This is a genomic window from Parahaliea aestuarii, from assembly GCF_008064635.1.
Taxonomy (GTDB): domain Bacteria; phylum Pseudomonadota; class Gammaproteobacteria; order Pseudomonadales; family Halieaceae; genus Parahaliea; species Parahaliea aestuarii.
In genome coordinates this window covers 134,767-152,176 of the sequence record NZ_VRYZ01000004.1, presented here as the reverse complement: position 1 = coordinate 152,176, position 17,410 = coordinate 134,767, and the positions used below count along the sequence as shown (strand labels likewise).

Below are 17,410 nucleotides of genomic sequence, written 5' to 3'. Positions count from 1 at the left end.
TAGACTGGCGGCCCACCTGTCTGGAGATTCCCCAATGTACCTGCTGTCCCGGCGCCAGAAACTGATCAGCTGTTTATCCTCGGCCCTGTATGCATTGTCGCTGCAGTCCGGTATCGCGCTGGCGGCAGATAAGGAGTCGTCGCTGTCGACAACCCTCACACCCGTTCCGGCGACGGATGGGCAGGAAATTTCTCAACTGCTTGTCCATCAGGTACTGGATGGCGGGGAGCTGGTCGCCGGTGAGACCCTGGTAGAAATTCGCCACCACAGCTACAACCTGCCCACCGTGGCAAAGACACTGGAGCAATTGGCGGTGGCCGATGCCTGCGGTGACATGGCGGTGCAGCACCGCGATATTGAGCGCGGCTCGGAACTGGTCCGGCAGTGGTTTGCGGGGCGTGATTCCTGTGAGCAAATCCGCATCGACTACCGGGTGCCAGCCGACGCCGCCGGTGCTGTTGCGGGTGTTGCACCACCGGTGGAGTTGCGCAGCGAGGGCGGGGCCGTGTCGGGTGGGGCGACCACCTTTATCCTGCGCCCTGAAAGCGGCCATTACCGACTGTCACTGGACTGGGATTTCAGCGAGCTGGCAACCGGCGCGGTCGGTGTCAGCAGTCTGCAGGCCGGATCAGGGGAATTGTTCCCGGTCACGGCGTTCGACGATGTGTTTGTGATGGGCGGGGCACTGGGTACCTATCCGCAAACGCTGGATGAAGACGGGTTTTATTCCGCCTGGCAGGGCGACCCGGAGTTTGACGCAAGGGCTCTGATGCAGTGGGCCCGCACATTGCGCGAGCAATTTACCGCGTTCTTTGCCGCGCCGCGCAGCGTTTACGGGGTCATGCTGCGCTATAACCCGGTGAATGCGGGCGGCGGGATCGGTATGCACGATTCCTTTGTTATTACCTATGGTGAAGCGACCGCCGACAAACTCCCGGAGCTGCGCTCGACTCTCTCCCACGAAATGTTTCATACCTACCAGCCGCGACTCGTTTCCGCGTCCGGCGACCAGCGCGATGAGCTGGCGTTGAGCTGGTTCAACGAAGGGCTGGCGGTGTTTTACCAGCGCGAGTTTCCCTTCCGTGCCGGCATGATGAGCGAGCAGGAGTACGTCGACGATCTCAACTTCCACGCCGCCCGCTACTACACCAGTATCATGCAGGAGGCGCCGAACAGCGCGGTGCCCGATGGGTTCTGGCGCGATACCCGCATTCGTACCCTGCCCTACGATCGCGGCTTTCTCTACTTCGCTACCGTCGATGAGGCCGTGCGCAAAGCATCCGGCAATACCCGTTCGCTGGACGACCTGGTGAAAGCGCTGCGCAACACGATGGACAGCGGGGAGCGGCTGACGCCGCAACACTGGGAGGCGATGTTACAGAAAGAGCTGGGTGCCGACGCCGTGGAGGCCTTCAGGGCCATGCTGGCCGGCGCACCCCCACTGCCGTCTGCCGACGCTTTCGGCCCCTGTTTCAAGCGTACCCAGGTGGCCTTGAGGCGTTACCAACTGGGCTTTGAGCCAGAAGTACTGACCGAACCTGTACGCCGCGTGCGCGGCCTGATCGCGGCTTCCGCTGCGGCGCAAGCCGGTTTGCGCGAGGGCGATATTATCCTCAAGCCGGTACCGCAGGATGCCATCCAGGGCACCCAGGACGCGCGCTTGACCCTGCATGTGCAGCGGGGCGAGTCGGTGTTCGACATCAGCTATCTGCCGCGGGGCGAAATTGTACCGGCCTGGCAGTGGCAGTTGCGCTCCGACGCTGTTCCGGGGCAGTGCAGTCGCCGCTAAGCGCCTAGCGCTGGCTGGCAATCTGCTCGCACAAGGTCTGGGCGCCGTCCAGCAGGCGTGTGGTGGGCCGCTGCAGCAGATCCGGGTGGATAAAAAACAGGGCCTTGTTGCGCACCGCGGTGAGGTGGGGGTAAGCCTGCCAGTCATCCAGCCATTCCGGGCGGGCGTCGCCCATACCGCTGGCGATAATGATTTCCGGGTCCCGGGCCAGTACCGCCTCCACGCTGATACGCGGGGCAATGTGGGGTGAGTCTGCGAAGATATTGCGGCCGCCGCAAAGGGTAATCACGTCGCTCAGGTACTGGTCGCCGTTGATGGTTTGCAGGGGCTGGTTCCAGACCTCGTAGAACACCCGCCGCGCCGGGCCGGTGGCGACGTTTTCACGCAGCCTGGCCAGTTTTTCCTCGAAGGCGAGGGCGTTGCGTTCGGCGACGTCGCCGGTGCCGGCGAGTTGGCCGATGGCGCGCAGGGTGGCGGGGATATCCTCCAGCCGTTTGGGTTCACTGATGTACACCGCGATACCGAGCTGCTCCAGCGCCGGCAGGCCTTCCAGGCTGTTGCCGGAGCCCCACATCAACACCAGGTCCGGATTCTTCGCCACGATGCTTTCCAGGCTCCAGGCCTGGTAGCTGCCCACGCGGGGGATGTCGCGGGCCGCTGCCGGGTAGTTGCTGTAGCTTACCGCCCCCACCAGGCGTTCTCCGGCCCCTGCGCTGAAGGCGTTTTCTACCACGTGCGGCGCCAGCGCAACGATACGTTGTGCCGGCTGCTCCAGGTGAACGGTACGTCCGGTGGCGTCGATGACTTCCACCGCCCACGCGGCGGAACCTGCCAGCGCCAGCAGCAGTGCGAAGAGTCCTGCTTTCATTCCGGTGTCGCTCCCGCGTTGACCTCGGCCTGGACAAAGGTGGCCATGTCGCGGTGCAGGGCCAGGGCCGAGCGCAGCAATGGAACGGCCACTGCGGCGCCGCTGCCTTCCCCGAGGCGCATGCCGAGGTCGAGCAGGGGCCGCAGGTGCATGGCGGCGAGCACCCGGGCGTGAGCGTTTTCGTCAGAGCAGTGGGCGGCCAGCAGCCAGGGGCGCAGGCCCGGGTTGATGGCCGCGGCCACCAGGGCGGCCGCGGTGGCGATGAATCCGTCCACCAGGATCGGAATTCCACGCTGGGCACAGCGCAGGTAGGCGCCGCAGATCGCGGCGATTTCCAGCCCGCCCAGGCAGCGCAGGTTGCGCAGCGGATTGTCGGGTCGCGCGCGATGGCGGGCGAGGGCGGTGTCAATCAGCTGGCGTTTGTGTTGCAGGGTGGCCGTATCGATGCCGGTTCCCCGGCCGGTCACCGCCTGGGCGTCCCATGCCAGCTGAGCTGCGCAGAGGGCGGCGGCACTGGTGGTGTTGCCAATGCCCATGTCGCCGGCGATAAACAGTTCGCAGTCCAGGGCGTCTACCTGTGACCTGCCGGCCTCGAGGCAGGCTTCCAGCAGGGCTTCGTTGAGCGCCGGCCCGCTGCTGAAGTCCCCACTGCCCGGTGCCAGCTGCAGATTGTGCAGCCCGGGGGCGTCGGACACCGGTTCGAAGGTGCCGAGATTCACCACGGCAAAATCCGCCCCCATGTCCCGGCTCAGCACGCTGATGGCGGCGCCGCCGCGGCAGAAGTTGGCGATCATCTGCGCGGTGACTTCCGCAGGGAAGGCCGATACGCCCTGGCGGCTGATACCGTGGTCGGCGGCGAAGACACGCACCGCAATGCGCTCCAGTACCGGCTGCGCGGTGGACTGCCAGCCGGCAAAGTCCACGGCGACCTGCTCCAGCCGCCCGAGGGATCCGGGGGGCTTGGTCAACTGGCCCTGGTGGGCCAGGGCCGCGTCGCGGTGCCGGGCGCTGGGCGCGGCGCAGGGGGCTTCAATCCAGTTCATGTGGCGCTCTCGTCCTTCAGCTTCAATGGCAGGCCGGCGCAGACCAGGGTTACTCGCTGGCAGTGCCGGGCCAGGGTCTGGTGCAGCCAGCCAGCCTCGTCGACAAAGCGTCGGCTGAGCTCCCCGAGGGGAACGATGCCGCTGCCCACTTCGTTGCTGACCAGAATCAGGTCGGCCTCCAGGGTGTCCAGCGTGTCCACAAAGCGATCCCGTTTCCCCTCCCAGCAGTCCGCGGCCAGGCAGTTGCTGAGCCACAGGGTCAGACAGTCCACCAGCAGGCAGTTTTCGGAACGGTTGTTGTCCCGCAGGACCCGATGGAGATCCAGTGGCTCCTCGTGCAGGGTCCACTGCGGATCGCGGCGCGCCCGGTGATGGGCGATACGCTGGCTCATTTCAGTATCGCCGGCCGTGGCGGTGGCGATGTAGTGAACCTGCTTGCCGGTGGCGTGGGCGCTGGCTTCGGCGTGACCGCTCTTGCCGCTGCGGGCACCGCCCAGAATCAGTTGTTTCATGTCGGTAATACCAGCGGTGCGCCGCTGCGCGGGTGGGCGCCGATGTGTACGTCCACCTGAAATATTTCCCGGAACGTAGCCCTGGTCAGCACCGCCTGCGGCGAGCCGAGGCGGGCCTGTCGTCCCTCCTGGAGAACCAGCAGCTGTTGCGCCCGGCTGGCGGCCAGATTGAAATCGTGCAACACCATCACCACAGCGCAGCCCTGGGCCGCGAGGCGGGCGAGGGTGTCCATGATCAGGCGCTGGTGTTCCAGGTCGAGGCCGCCGGTGGGTTCATCCAGCAACAGCAGTCGTACCTCGCTGTCTTCGGCACGCCACAGCTGGGCCAGCACCCGGGCCAGTTGTACCCGCTGGCGCTCGCCGCCGGACAGGCGGGTATAGAGACGCTGGCGCAGGCGGGTGGTGTCGGTGGCGTCCATGACCTCCGCCAGGATGGCGCTGTCTACCGCCGCGCCGCTGGCGTGGGGGGTGCGACCCAGCTGGATCACTTCCTCGACGCTAAAGGGAAAATTGAGAGGCGACTGCTGGGGCAGCAGGGCCAGCGCCCGGGCCCGTTCGTCCCGTGCCCAGGCGGACAGTTCTCTGCCGCCCAGCAGGATGCGACCGGAGTGGGCAATACCGCCCGCCAGGGTGTGCAGCAGGGTGGACTTGCCGGCGCCATTGGGGCCGAGGATGGCGAGCACTTCCCCGGCCGCCAGGGTCACCTCGATGTCCGCCAGCAGAGGGCTGCCCCAGGGCGCGGCGCCGGCCTTTTCTACACAGAGCACGGCCATTACTGCATACCGTAGTGCGAGCGCTGTCGCAGCAGGGAGATGAAAAACGGCACACCGACAATCGCGGTGACAATGCCCACCGGCAGTTCTGTGGGGGCCATCACCACCCGCGCCAGGTTGTCCGCCACCACCAGCAATGCGGCGCCGGCGAGGGCCGACGCCGGTAGCAGCAGGCGGTGATCCGGCCCCACCAGCATGCGCATGATATGCGGCACCACCAGCCCGACGAAGGCGATAGTGCCGGCCAGGGCTACCGAGGCGCCGACACCGATGGCCACCAGTACCACCAGGGCGCGCTTGGTGAATTCCACATTAATGCCGAGGTAGCGGGCCTCGGACTCGCCCAGTAGCAGGGCATTGAGGCGGCGGGCAAATAGCGGCAGGCAACCCAGCACAAAGAAACTGACAACGGCGGCAAAGGCCAGCCGCTCATTGTTGGCACCGTCCAGGCCACCCATCTGCCACAGGCTGATGCGGCGCAGGGCCTCGCTGTCGGCGTGGAATTCCAGCAGGTTACCCAGCGCCCCCGCCAGGGCCGAGATAGCGATGCCCGCCAGCAGCATGGTGGCCACGGAGGTGCCGGTGTCCGACGCAGCTAGGCGATACACCACCAACACCGCCAGCAGGCCGCCGGTGAAGGCGCCGGTGGATACCGCGGTGACGGCGCTAAGTCCCTGCAGGTTCGATCCCGCCAGCACAATCACCACGCTGGCGCCGAGTGAGGCGCCGGCGGTGACGCCGATCAGTGAGGGGTCCGCCAGCGGGTTGCGGAACAGGCCCTGCATGGCCGCGCCGGAGGTGGCCAGCACCGCGCCCACCAGTGCCGCCAGCAATACTCGCGGCAGGCGAATCTGGCCGACGATGACCCCGGCCTGGCTGTATTCGCCGCGCCACCAGTCGCCGATGCCGACCACAGCCTGCAGCGGAGACAGGGTCACTGCGCCGCTGCCCAGCGCCACCAGCATGCACAGGGGCAGCAGGATGAGCAGGCCGGCCAGCACGCCGCGGGAAAAAAGCGCGCTGTGGCCGCTCATTGGGCACACCACTGCGGGAACAGGCGGGCCAGGTCCAGGTGTTGTTCCAGGCAGTCCGCCAGGCGATCGATCTCCGCCTCGCGCAGTGCTTCCCTGTCCTCGGCCCTGGCCTGGGCCAGCCCGGCCCAGGTGAGCAGGGCGCGGCAGGCATCGGGGCTGTCGAACAAGCCGTGCAGGTAGGTGCCGGCAATCTGGCCATCGGCGCTGCGGCAGCCATCCAGGCGGCCGTCATCGAGCCGGGCAAAGGGCGCCAGTCCGCTGGGCAGCGGTGTCTTCCCGCAGTGGATTTCGTAGCCGCTGATGGTCTCGCCACCGGGTAGTGTGCCGCGTACCCGGTGCAGGGCCTTTTCACTTTCCAGCACGGTGTGCAGGGGCAGCAGGTCGAGACCGGTACTGCGCCCCGCAGCCTCCTCGATACCGCCCGGGTCTTCAATGCTGGCTCCCAGCATCTGGTAGCCGCCGCAGATGCCCAGCACTCGCCCGCCGTAGCGCAGGTGGCGGACCAGGTAATCCTGCCAGCCGGCCTGTTTAAGCCAGCGAAGGTCGCCCCGCACGTTCTTGCTGCCGGGCAGGATGACCAGGTCCGCCGGCGGCGGTTGCCGCCCGGGCGGAACGTAATGCAGCTCCACCTGGGGATGCTGGCGCAGGGCGTCGAAGTCGGTGTGGTTGGAGATGCGCGGAAACACCGGCACGACCACCTGCAGGCAGTGATCGTCCTTGTCGCCCTGGCTGGTGTCGATGGCGTCCTCGGCGTCCAGCTGCAGTTGCTGTAGATAGGGTAGAACGCCCAGCACCGGTTTGCCGGTGCGCTCCTCCAGCCAGTCCAGACCCGGCTGCAGCAGGCTGATGTCGCCGCGAAAGCGGTTGATGACAAAGCCCTGTACCCGCGCCTGTTCACTGGGAGAGAGCAGTTCCAGGGTGCCGACCAGGTGGGCGAAGACGCCGCCGCGGTCGATGTCGGCGACAATGATCACCGGGCAGTCCACTCGCTCGGCAAAGCCCATGTTGGCGATGTCGTTGGCGCGCAGGTTGATTTCCGCAGGGCTGCCTGCGCCCTCTACCATCAGGGCCTCGTACTGGCTGCCCAGGGCGTCCCAGGCTGCCAGCACGGTGTCCATCGCCACCTTTTTGTAGTCGTGGTACTGGCGGGCGTCCTGGTTGCGCTGGGCGCGGCCGCGCAGGATTACCTGGGCGCCGGTGTCGCTGGTGGGTTTGAGCAGTACCGGGTTCATGTCGCTGTGGGGGGCGATACCCGCCGCCTGGGCCTGCAGGGCCTGGGCGCGACCGATTTCGCCGCCGTCCTCGGTGACGGCGCTGTTCAGCGACATGTTCTGCGGTTTGAAGGGCGCTACCCTGACGCCGCGGCGGTGCAGCACCCGGCACAGGCCGGTTACCAGAATGCTCTTGCCGGCGTCGGACGTGGTGCCCTGCACCATCAGTGCAAATGGCGGGTTCACCTAGTGCTCCGCGCCACAGGCCCTGTGGGCCACGCAGAATGGCAAGTTATATACGGGACGGGACACTAGTAATCAACGCCGCGACGGGCCTTGATGCCGGCGCGGAAAGCGTGTTTCACGTCCTTGACCTCGGAGACGGTATCGACCACCTCCTGCAGGGCGGAGCCACCACCGCGACCGGTGATCACCACGCTCTGTTCGCACGGGCGGTTGGCGATGGCGTCGATGATTTCCTGCTCGGGCAGGTAGTCGTAGCCGATCATGTAAGTCAGCTCGTCCAGCACCACCAGGTCGTACGCCGGGTCCTGCAGCATCGCCAGCGCCTTCTCCCAGGTCGTCCGGGCGGCGGCGATGTCACCGCTGCGATCCTGGGTGTTCCAGGTAAAGCCGGTACCCATCTGGTAGAAATCCACCTGCGGCAGATGGTCGCGTACAAACAGTTCCTCGCCGGACAACTGCTCACCCTTGATGAACTGCACCACGCCGACTTTCTGGCCGTAACCGAGGGCGCGCAGCACCATGCCGAAGGCGGAGCTGGATTTTCCCTTGCCGTTGCCGGTCACCAGCACCGCCACGCCGCGCTCGGTGCTGGCTTCTTCGATGCGGGCGTCTACCTTGGCCTTCTGCTTCTGCATGGCGGCCTTGTGTTTGCTTTCGCGGCGCTGTTGCTGTTCGTCGCTGTCGCTCATGGCAATGATTCCTTTTTTACTGCGTCAGTCAGAATGAATAGCGCACGCCGGCGTAGGCGGCCGCGCCGGTGGTGTTGTAGCCGCGCACTTCCTCGTAGTCCTCGTCCAGCAGGTTTTCCACCCGGCCGTAGACTTCCAGGCCGCGCCACAGGGCGTAGCTGGCATTCAGGTCGAGGACTTCGTAGTCGTCCAGTGCTGCGCCGTCGGTATCCACGGCGTCGCGCGCGGTGCGCAGGTGCAGGGCCAGCATCAGGTCGCCGCCGAGGGGCTGCCAGTTCAGGCTCAGGTTGGCGAGGTGTTCCGGGCGGCGCACGCGGGTGGAGCCGTCGGCGGCATCGGTTTCATTGTAGGTGTAGTTACCGACCACCGAGAAGGTCTGCCCCAGCGGTACCTGGGCGGCAAGTTCCACACCCCGGGAGTCGCTCTCGCCGTCGTCCTGCAGGTAGCCGGAGAAGGTATCCAGGTCGAAGTAGATGGCGTCGGAGACGGTCTGGTCAAACCAGATGGCTTCCAGGTAGAGGCCGGCGTCGTTGGCCCATACGACGCCCAGGTCGTAGCCGGCGCTTTCCTCGGCGTCCAGGCTGACCGCGGAGGCGGGCGGGTAGGCGAAGCTGCCCGCGTTGTAGGCGATCTCGTACAGGCTGGGAGCGCGAAAGCCGGTGCCGTAGGCGCCCTTGAACTTGAGTTCGCCACTGCCCATGGCCATGACATAGGCGCCACTGGCGCGCCAGGTGGTGTAGCTGCCGAAGTCCTCGTTGTCGTCGTGGCGGGCGCCAGCGGTGATGAACAGGGCATCGCCAAAGCCGCCCTGGTACTCGAGGAAGTAGCCGTCCTGGTCGCGCTCGCGATCAAAAGTGCCATCGTCGATGGACTCGCTCAGGCGCTCGGCGCCGTAGACCAGGCGCAGTGCGTCACTGCCGTTGAAATTGCCGAGGTAACTGATTTTGTCGAGGCCGCCTTTGGCGCCAAAGCTGGGCAGGTCGGCGGCGTAGTTCTGGCGCTCGGTGTCGTTGCCGCTGTAGGCCAGTTCGTGGCCGAAGGGTCCCGCCTGGAGTGTGGCCGAGGCGCGCCAGGCGTCCTGTTCGTAGTCGCTGCCGCAATCGTTGGAGGGGGCGAAGGTGTCCACGGTGAAGCAGTCGTCGTACCCGCTTTCGCCCTCGGTATTGCGCGCCACGACTTCCAGGCGCAGGTCCTGGGTGGCGTTCCAGCCGAGGCGGCCGTGCAGGGTGGTGTTGTCGTAGCCGTCGTCATCGCGCAGGTCGGTGTCGGCGCTGCGGGCGTTGAAGCCGTCGCTGGTGTAGTCCGCTGCCGACAGGGCGAAGTCGACCTGCTCGTTGCCACCGCCGACATCCGCCGCCAGTTGGCGGGTACCGTAGCGGCCGCCCTCGGCGCTCACCACGCCCTGCAGGCCGGGTTCGCCGCGGCGAGTGGAAATGCTCACCACGCCGCCGGCATCGGCGCCGTACATCAATCCCTGGGGGCCGCGCAGGATTTCCACCCGCTGTACGCCGCTGCTGAGGATGTTTTCCAGGCGCGGGCTGTGCTGGGTGGAGGACGTATCCGAAACATCGATGCCATCGATGTAGGCCCTGGTGCGAAAGCCCTCTTCGCCGCGGATGCGCAGGGACGTCGTCTGGCCAGCGCCGCCGGTATTGGTCACGGCGACACCGGGCTGGGTGCGCAGCACATCGAACAGGGAATCAAAGCCCTGGTGCTGGATGTCTTCGGCGGTGACGACAGATACCGAGGTGCCCACCTGACGCAGGGGCATGGGCACGCGGGAAGAGGTGACGATGACTTCCTCCATTTCCATGCTGTAGTCGGAGCGGTGGTCACCGACGGGAGCATTGACTGCAGCGTACAGGGTGGGTGTGGAGGCCAGAATGGCCAGCGGCAGAAACTTTTTCACTGTGAATCCTCAATTGCCAGGGCGGTGGTGGCGACTGAGGGAGGGGAACAGGGCACACGGCATCGAACTGCGTGCCGGACAACCTCGCATGAAGCCCTCCGCTCCATCGTTGTGCGCACCAGGCAGGTATCGGGCTTACAGCAGGGCTGATTACCGTTGCGGGGGCAGCGGTGGAACGGGGCTGACTGGAGCGCACCGACCACACTTCCCATTTAACCTGCCCAGCCTCCGACGTTGATACTGTCGGGGCGGCAGGCACCTGGTACGGGCGGCCACTCTAGTTCCAGGCCCTGGCCTTGTCAAACGACTGTGCAGGTGACTGCCAGGGGGCGCAGTGGGGAAGGTCGATATCAAACAGGTGCTTTGGGTCGAGTTGGTTCAGCAGGCAGGCCAGGGCGCGCAGAGGGCCGGCGTGGGCCACCACCAGTGCCGGTGGCGCGCCGGAAGCGAGCCACTCGCTGTGCCAGTCGCCCACGCGGTGGAACAGGTCGTTGCCGCTCTCGCCGCCGGGCGGGGCGCTGTCCAGCCAGTGTTCCCCCCAGTGCCTGAAGGCCGCTTCCTGTTCGCGGTGCAGGGCGTCCCAGTGGCAGCCCTCCCAGGCGCCGAAGGACAGCTCGCGCAGGCGTGCGTCGTAGCACACGTCCACCGGGTCTTTTGCCAACAGGGGCGCCAGGGTCTGGCGGGCGCGCCGCAGGTCGCTGCAGTACACCCGCCGGGGCAGCGGCGCGGGCCAGTGATCCGCCAGAGCCTGCGCTGCCAATGTTCCCGCGCTATCGAGCGGCACATCGCGCTGGCCCAGGCAGGCGCCGGCAGGGGCGGTGCAGGTGGCGTGTCGCAGTAGCAGCAGGGCGGGGCGCGGCATCATGTCAGCGGAAAGCGGTTTAGCGGGCCAGGGCGGTCAGCACGAGATACACAGCCAGCTCAGCCAGTTGGTTGCCGGCCCCCAGCGTGTCCCCGGTGATGCCGCCAATCTGGCGCCGGCAGTGCCAGCGCCAGAGGATAATTAACAACGCCAGTGACAGCAGTACGGTAAAGAAGGCGTCTGCCAGAACCAGCAGCACCAGCAGGCTGAATCCTGTGGCCAGCGCCAGGCGTTTGCCGGTGACGCCTCCCACCAGCGGTTTGCCGGTGCCGTCGCCGCGCACATAGGGCGTAAAAGCAATCAGCGGCAGCGCCGCCCACCGGCCCAGCACCTGGCCCAGAATCAGTGCTGCGGCAACGGCGTCAGCGGGGAGGGCGCTGAGCAGTGAAAACTTGAGCAGCAGGGCCATCACCAGGGCCAGGGCGCCGTAAGTGCCGAGGCGGCTGTCTTTCATGATGCGCAGTTTGTCCTCTACCGACCAGCCGCCGCCGAGGCCATCGGCGGTGTCGGCCAGGCCGTCCTCGTGGAAGCCGCCGGTCAATAGCAACATGGCCGCCATGGCCAGCAACACCGCAATGCGGCTGTCCCACAGCGGCACGGCAAGGTTGAATACCAATGCGCCCAGTCCACCCACCAGCAACCCCACCAGGGGGAAGTACATGGAGGAGCGGGCCAGGGCGGCGTCCTGCCACTGGCAGGCAGGCAGGGGAATACGGGTGAGGAAGGTGACCGCACAGTGGCAGGCCTGCCACTCGCGTTGCCAGAGTGAGGTGGGGCCGCTGCTCATGGTCATGCCGAATAGGGTCGCGTAGAATCGGGCGCCCACCATACAAGAGAGCCCCCGACAGGTGAAGCCGGACGCCCAGCAGATCGCCACCATCACCCGCCTGCTCGGCCGCGAGCCGCGCGGACTGGAAGCCGTGGCGGTGGCGGATGCCGCCGGCCGGCCGCGGGTCATCCGGGTGGCCTCGCTGGTGGATGGCAAGCCCTTCCCGACCCTGTTCTGGCTGGTTGACCCCGACATCAGCTACCGCCTTGACCAGGTGGAAGCCGGGGGCCTGATCGCAAGATTGCAGCAACAGGTGGATAGCGACCCTGGGCTGCAGGCGGCGATGGCCGCCGACCACCGCGCCCACATCGCCCTGCGCGAACAGCACATGACGTCGCAGGTCCGGGCTGAGATCGAACGCCTCGGTTTCAGCGCCGTGTTCGCCCAGCGCGGTATTGGCGGCATTGAAGACTTCACCCGGATCCGCTGCCTGCACACCTGGTACGCCGCCCATCTGGTAGCGGCCAATACCATCGGCGCGCTGGTCGACGAGTACTTCGCCAGCCAGCGGGACTGACACCGCGGCGCCGGCTTGCCGGCCCTCCGATTTGACATACACTTAGTGGCTCAGGCGTCAGCAAGGGCGCACGCTACTGGCGGCACCGGGGGGAATGTGGCAGAAGCCATCGCAGCAGGTCCAGCGGGTCGCATCCCGGACAGGAGGTGAAGGCTCCCGCCATGGATGCGCGCCAGTTTATCGCCGAACTCAAGACACGGGGTGTTTCCCGGACCGCTGCGCTGTACTGCGCCGGCGCCTGGGCCCTGTTGCAGGTGGCCGATCTGGTTTTCCCCATCATCGGGCTGCCGGATGAGTCCGTCACCCTGGTACTGGTCGCGGCCGCCATCGGCTTTCTACCCGCCATGCTGCTGGCCTGGTGGTTTGACCTGACGCCGCAGGGCGTGGTCAGCGGTGTGCCGCAGGCGGGAACGGCGCGGCAGCCTGTCGCCATTCCTCACGTCCTCGAATTGGGCCTGATTGTGGCGCTGGTGGTGTCGGTGGGGTATCTCTACATTGAGCGGCTGCAGGAGAACCGCAGCACTGCACCGTCGCCGGCAATTTCTGCTGAGCGGCCGTCCATTGCGGTCATGCCCTTCATCAACATGAGCGACAGCGGCGACATGGCCTACCTCGGCGACGGCGTGGCAGAGGAAGTGCTCAACCTGCTGGCGCGCCTGAATGAATTGAATGTTGCCGCCCGCACCTCCTCGTTTTTCTTTCGCGATACCAAGCCCGACCTGAAACAGGTGGCCGAGTCGCTGGGGGTGGGGCACATACTCGAGGGTAGCGTGCGGCGCGAGGGGGAACAGGTCCGGGTCAGCGCCCAGCTGATCGACACCGCTACCGGATTCCAGGTCTGGTCTGCCAGCTATGATCGCCCGGTGGGCGGCCTGCTGGCCCTGCAGGAGGATATCGCCCGCGAAGTGGTTGACTCCCTGCAGGTAGTGCTGTCCGACAGTTCCCGGCGGCGCCTGGACCAGCCGGCGGACATAGACGCCGCCGCCTACGATTTCTACCTGCGCGGGCGCGATTTCCTGCGCCGGCAGGCGGATGAGTCCAATCTGGATACGGCGGTGGCGCTGTTTCAGCGCGCGCTGGATATTTCACCGGAGTTTGCCGCCGCCTGGGCGGGCGTCTGTGACGGCTTGCTGGGGCGCTATGTGCAGACCCTGAGCGGCAGCGATGTGCAGCGGGCCGACGCCGCCTGCCAGCGCGCCCTGAGCCTGGATGCCAACGCCATTCCGGTATACGTCGCCCAGGGCAATCTGTACCGGGTGTCCGGCCGCTACGACGAATCCCTGGCGTCGTTTTCCCGCGGCCTGGCCCTTGCCCCGGCAACGGTTGAAGCCTATCTGGGCAGGGGTAAAACCCACGCCGCCATGGGCGATGGCGAGGCGGCCGTGGCGGATTATGAGAAAGCCATCGAACTGCAGCCGAATTACTGGCGCGCCTACAACGAGCTGGGCACCTTCTACTTTACCGAGGGCGATTACACCAGCGCTCTGCCGCAGCTGGAAAAGGTCGCTGAATACAACCCCGACAGCGATACCACCTTCCACAACCTGGGGGCCATGTACTACATGCTGGGGCGGGTCGAGGAGGCGAGCCGTGCCTGGGCCCGCTCGGTTGAACTGGCGCCCTCGGCGGAGACCCTGTCCAACCTGGGCTCGGCCCTGTTTTACAGTGAAGACTTTGCCGGCGCCGCGCGGCGCTACCGGGAGGCGATCGGACTGGCGCCGGACAACTACCGTTACTGGGGCTACCTGGGTGAAGCCCTGCGCTTCGTGCCGGGTCAGGCGCAGGAGCGCAATCGCGCTTTCCAGCGGGCGATCGAACTGGCCGGGAAAGTCGTAAACGTCAATCCGAATGAGCCGCTGCCAAGGGCGATACTGGCCAGTTACCAGGCGCAACTCGGCAATGAGCGCGCCGCCCTGGCTTTCCTGAAACCGCTGGACGAGGCCAACGACCCGCAGATTGGTGTGCTTTACTACATGGCGATGGCCAGGGATTTGCTCGGCCTGCACGCCAGTGCCCTGGACGCCCTGGAGCGGGCCGTTGAGCTCGGTTATCCGCCGCATTTGCTGGCCATGGATGCCAATTTTTCAAACCTGCGGCAGGAGCCGCGGTTTATCAGTCTGCTTCCCGAGGGGAAGATTGAAACCAGCAAGAGGGAGATACCGTAATGAGAACGACACAGGGAAAGTCAGTGACCCTGGCGCTGCTGTTGAGCTCCGGTTTGCTTGTGGCCTGCGCCCATCCACCGGAATTTCAGGCGGCGGAGAAGTACAAGGATGTCAAAGTGCTGTTTGACAAGAGCGGTTGCCCGGTCAAGGTAACGCCGGACAAACCGCTGGTACTTTCCCGGACCCGACTGGAAGGGGTTCAGTGGGAAGCCGTTGGCCCCGGTTCTTCCGATATTTCCGTGTTTTTCGACCCCTTTCAGCAAGCGACGCCGGCACAGTTCCAGGCGCGCGGCAAGGTGGTGAGAAGCGGTCCGATTGCGCCGAAGGCGCCCGCCAGCGCCAACGGTGTCGAGTACAAGTACACGATTGTGGCGAAGGACTGCCCACAGGCTCCGCTGGACCCGCTGATCATCGTCAAAAACTAGGTTGTGGCCTATGCCGTTGTCACCCGCGCGACCGAGTGCGAACGGATTGAGAAAAAGAGCCGCTTCATTGCCCGCATCCTGCCGGTGAGCAGCCGGGAAGAGGTCAACGCGGCGGTGGCGCAGGCGCGCTCAGACTATCCCGATGCGCGCCACCACTGCTGGGCCTATTTGCTGGGCGAGCCCGGCGATGCCCGCAGTGCTGGCATGAACGACGACGGCGAACCCGCCGGCACGGCGGGTAAGCCGATTCTCAATGTGCTGCAGCACGGCCATCTCGGCGATGTGCTGGTCATCGTTATCCGCTATTTTGGCGGTATCAAACTCGGTGCCGGCGGTCTGGTGCGGGCCTACAGCGCCGCCGCCCGGGATGCGCTGGATGCGGCGCCCTGCGCAGAAGTGCAGGCTATGAGCCGCTGGCGCGCCCGGGGCGACTTTGCCTGTGAACAGGTGCTGCGCCACTGGCTGGCGGGCCGGGGCGGGGAGGTGAGCGAGGTGAGCTACGGGGAAGCTGTCAGCCTGGACCTGCGGGTGCCTGCAACGGCCGCTGCGGAACTGGCCGAACTGTGCGCCGCCCATCGCATTGCGCTGGAGGAACTGCTTTAATCTCTCCCCATGAGGGCACTGGACTGGGAAGTACTGGAATCAGCCCGGGACTGGTTGCACGCCGGTGCCGGCAGTTGGCTGTGCACCATTGTCTCGGCTGTCGGCTCCTCCCCCCGCCCGCTGGGTACCCTGCTGGCCTGCAATGAGCGCGGCGAACAGTGCGGTTCGCTCTCCGGCGGTTGCATCGAGGACGACCTGCTCGAACGCATCTCCACTGGAAACATGCCAGATGGCCCGGCACACCTGATTCCCTACGGCGTTACCGCCGAGCAGAACGAACGCCTCGGCCTGCCCTGTGGCGGACGCCTGCAAGTGCTGGTACAGCGTCTGGAGGCGAGCGATATCGAGTGGCTCGACGAACTGCTGCTGGCGCTGTCACAGCGCCGCTGTCTGCGCCGCGAGGTGAATTTACACAGTGGCCGTACACTGCTGCGGACGGTAACCGGGTTTGCGCCCCTGGTGCTCACGGTGGAGCGCCTGATCCAGACTCTCGGCCCGCGCCAGCGCATGTTGCTGGTGGGCGCCGGGCAGCTCAGCCAGTCGCTGGCGGAGCTGGCACTGGCGATGGACTACGAAGTGTTCATCAGCGAGCCGCGGGAGAGCGCGCGGCAGCAGTGGAAGGGGCCGCCCCTGCCATTGATTGCCGGTATGCCAGACGACGCGGTGCGCGAATACATCACCGACCCCCACAGTATTGTCATCACCCTGACTCACGATCCGCGTATTGACGATATGGCGTTGATGGAAGCACTGGAAAGTCCCGCCTGGTATGTGGGCGCGCTGGGCTCCCGGCGCACCACGGAAAAGCGCATAGAGCGGCTGCATCAGCTGGGGCTGAAGGAAGAGCAGATCAAGGCCCTGCACGCGCCGGTCGGCCTCGACATCGGCAGCAAGACGCCGCTGGAAATCGCAGTGTCGATCATGGCCCAGCTCACCGCCCTGCAACGCAGGCGTGAGGCCGCTTGAAAGTCGGCGTGCTGCTGCTGGCCGCGGGCCGGGGCCAGCGCTTTGGCGCCGACAAGCGCCTGGCACTGTACCGGGGAAAACCGCTGCTGGAGGTGGTGGTGGCAAGCATCCGCGCCGCCGGCCTGCCCTTGCGGGTCTGCCTGAAGCCCGATGACAGCCTTTGCGAGCAGCTGCTGACGGCGCTGGAAGTAGAGTACTGCTACTGCTCCGAAGCGCAGCACGGCATGGGCCACACGCTGGCGCAGGGTATCCAGCGGCTGCCCGACTGGGACGCCACTCTTGTCGCCCTGGCAGACATGCCCTGGATTGACAGCGACAGCTATCGCCAGCTGGCGGATGCCGCCGGCAGCGAGCGGATTGTGGCGCCCATCCACGGCGGCCAGCGCGGCCATCCCGTGGCTTTTGGCCGGCGTTTCTATCCGCAACTGGAACAGCTGGAAGGCGACGAGGGCGCTCGCCACATCATCGCCGGGCACCCGGAGGCGCTACAGTTACTGCCGCTGGATGATCCGGGGGTGTTGCGCGATGTGGATCACCCCCACGATCTCGACTGGCCCGGGAGCTAGCCCTGGCAGGGCAGATCCTGGGTCCACACCACGTTGAGGTCGCGGGAGGTGTAGCGGAAGTTACCCCCGGCCTCCTCGATCACATCCCGATAGCGAATGCCCATGTCGAGCTTGCGGGCCACACCGTCTTTTTCGTAGATGTGGGAGGCCACACACCAGGTCTCGCCCGTGTAGATGGCGTTGTGCCATTCACCGACCTGGTTGCCCACCATGTGCAGGGTGGCGGAGTACTGGCGCAGGAATTCCAGGTTGGTGATGAATTCCTGCAGGCTGCCGGCGCCGAAGCCCGGGCCTTTCTGGGTGAAGTCCGGCGTCATGATCTCCGCCATGCGACTGAACTCGCGATCGTCGACGAACTTCGCGTAGCGGGCCGCCAGCAGGCGGGGGATGTCGGTATCCATAG

Annotated in this window: 18 protein-coding genes and 1 riboswitch; of the genes, 7 read left to right on the top strand and 11 right to left on the bottom strand. The window is 66.0% G+C overall.

Features of this window, described 5'->3' with window-relative positions:
• Positions 1–34: 34 nt before the first annotated feature.
• Positions 35–1,789, top strand: a complete 1,755-nt coding sequence (locus FVW59_RS10270; RefSeq protein ID WP_148064177.1) for a M61 family metallopeptidase — start codon at positions 35–37, stop codon at positions 1,787–1,789.
• Positions 1,790–1,793: 4 nt separating this feature from the next.
• Here the strand turns inward: FVW59_RS10270 and FVW59_RS10265 are convergent, their stop codons facing one another.
• The 10 genes from FVW59_RS10265 to cobS form a co-directional block, all read right to left on the bottom strand.
• Complete coding sequence (locus tag FVW59_RS10265) at positions 1,794–2,657, bottom strand: cobalamin-binding protein (protein ID WP_148064176.1); 864 nt, start codon at positions 2,655–2,657, stop codon at positions 1,794–1,796.
• Entirely contained in the window at positions 2,654–3,700 is a 1,047-nt protein-coding gene (cobT, locus tag FVW59_RS10260; RefSeq protein WP_148064175.1) for a nicotinate-nucleotide--dimethylbenzimidazole phosphoribosyltransferase, read from the bottom strand. The genes FVW59_RS10265 and cobT overlap by 4 nt, the downstream gene beginning before the upstream one ends.
• Positions 3,697–4,212: a bifunctional adenosylcobinamide kinase/adenosylcobinamide-phosphate guanylyltransferase gene (cobU, locus tag FVW59_RS10255; RefSeq protein WP_148064174.1), complete on the bottom strand. Its 516-nt coding sequence runs from the start codon at positions 4,210–4,212 to the stop codon at positions 3,697–3,699. The genes cobT and cobU overlap by 4 nt, the downstream gene beginning before the upstream one ends.
• On the bottom strand, positions 4,209–4,985 hold the full coding sequence (locus tag FVW59_RS10250) for a heme ABC transporter ATP-binding protein (RefSeq protein ID WP_148064173.1): 777 nt from the start codon (positions 4,983–4,985) through the stop codon (positions 4,209–4,211). The genes cobU and FVW59_RS10250 overlap by 4 nt, the downstream gene beginning before the upstream one ends.
• On the bottom strand, positions 4,985–6,019 hold the full coding sequence (locus FVW59_RS10245; protein ID WP_148064172.1) for a FecCD family ABC transporter permease: 1,035 nt from the start codon (positions 6,017–6,019) through the stop codon (positions 4,985–4,987). Before FVW59_RS10245 ends, FVW59_RS10250 begins: the two co-directional genes overlap by 1 nt.
• A complete protein-coding gene (locus tag FVW59_RS10240) occupies positions 6,016–7,455 on the bottom strand; it encodes a cobyric acid synthase (protein ID WP_148064518.1) in 1,440 nt (479 codons plus the stop codon). The genes FVW59_RS10245 and FVW59_RS10240 overlap by 4 nt, the downstream gene beginning before the upstream one ends.
• Positions 7,456–7,541: 86 nt before the next feature.
• Complete coding sequence (cobO, locus tag FVW59_RS10235) at positions 7,542–8,165, bottom strand: cob(I)yrinic acid a,c-diamide adenosyltransferase (RefSeq protein WP_148064171.1); 624 nt, start codon at positions 8,163–8,165, stop codon at positions 7,542–7,544.
• Between the two features lie 28 nt (positions 8,166–8,193).
• Positions 8,194–10,074 (bottom strand): TonB-dependent receptor plug domain-containing protein, encoded by a 1,881-nt coding sequence (locus FVW59_RS10230; RefSeq protein WP_148064170.1) that lies wholly within the window; start codon positions 10,072–10,074, stop codon positions 8,194–8,196.
• 104 nt (positions 10,075–10,178) lie between these two features.
• A riboswitch (cobalamin riboswitch) is annotated at positions 10,179–10,352 on the bottom strand.
• Positions 10,352–10,939 carry a histidine phosphatase family protein gene (locus FVW59_RS10225; protein WP_148064169.1) on the bottom strand — a complete coding sequence of 196 codons (588 nt, stop codon included), beginning with the start codon at positions 10,937–10,939 and terminating at the stop codon, positions 10,352–10,354. Its footprint overlaps the riboswitch before it by 1 nt.
• Positions 10,940–10,955: 16 nt before the next feature.
• The gene (gene cobS, locus FVW59_RS10220) at positions 10,956–11,765 is read right to left on the bottom strand and encodes an adenosylcobinamide-GDP ribazoletransferase (protein WP_222711469.1); all 810 of its coding nucleotides are present in this window, start codon (positions 11,763–11,765) and stop codon (positions 10,956–10,958) included.
• Between the two features lie 19 nt (positions 11,766–11,784).
• Here cobS and FVW59_RS10215 point away from each other — a divergent pair, with 19 nt between their 5' ends.
• The 6 genes from FVW59_RS10215 to FVW59_RS10190 all read left to right on the top strand — a co-directional run bounded on the left by FVW59_RS10215 (position 11,785) and on the right by FVW59_RS10190 (position 17,007).
• Complete coding sequence (locus FVW59_RS10215) at positions 11,785–12,282, top strand: DUF501 domain-containing protein (RefSeq protein ID WP_246139701.1); 498 nt, start codon at positions 11,785–11,787, stop codon at positions 12,280–12,282.
• A gap of 146 nt (positions 12,283–12,428) precedes the next feature.
• A complete protein-coding gene (locus tag FVW59_RS10210; RefSeq protein WP_148064166.1) occupies positions 12,429–14,447 on the top strand; it encodes a tetratricopeptide repeat protein in 2,019 nt (672 codons plus the stop codon).
• The gene (locus FVW59_RS10205) at positions 14,447–14,872 is read left to right on the top strand and encodes a hypothetical protein (RefSeq protein WP_148064165.1); all 426 of its coding nucleotides are present in this window, start codon (positions 14,447–14,449) and stop codon (positions 14,870–14,872) included. Before FVW59_RS10210 ends, FVW59_RS10205 begins: the two co-directional genes overlap by 1 nt.
• Before the next feature lie 3 nt (positions 14,873–14,875).
• Complete coding sequence (locus tag FVW59_RS10200; protein ID WP_148064164.1) at positions 14,876–15,475, top strand: IMPACT family protein; 600 nt, start codon at positions 14,876–14,878, stop codon at positions 15,473–15,475.
• A gap of 9 nt (positions 15,476–15,484) precedes the next feature.
• Positions 15,485–16,441 carry an XdhC family protein gene (locus FVW59_RS10195; protein WP_148064163.1) on the top strand — a complete coding sequence of 319 codons (957 nt, stop codon included), beginning with the start codon at positions 15,485–15,487 and terminating at the stop codon, positions 16,439–16,441.
• Positions 16,438–17,007, top strand: coding sequence for a nucleotidyltransferase family protein (locus tag FVW59_RS10190; RefSeq protein ID WP_148064162.1), 570 nt, complete (start codon positions 16,438–16,440; stop codon positions 17,005–17,007). The genes FVW59_RS10195 and FVW59_RS10190 overlap by 4 nt, the downstream gene beginning before the upstream one ends.
• Here the strand turns inward: FVW59_RS10190 and FVW59_RS10185 are convergent.
• A complete protein-coding gene (locus FVW59_RS10185; protein WP_148064161.1) occupies positions 17,004–17,408 on the bottom strand; it encodes a nuclear transport factor 2 family protein in 405 nt (134 codons plus the stop codon). The genes FVW59_RS10190 and FVW59_RS10185 overlap by 4 nt on opposite strands.
• Positions 17,409–17,410: the final 2 nt, after the last annotated feature.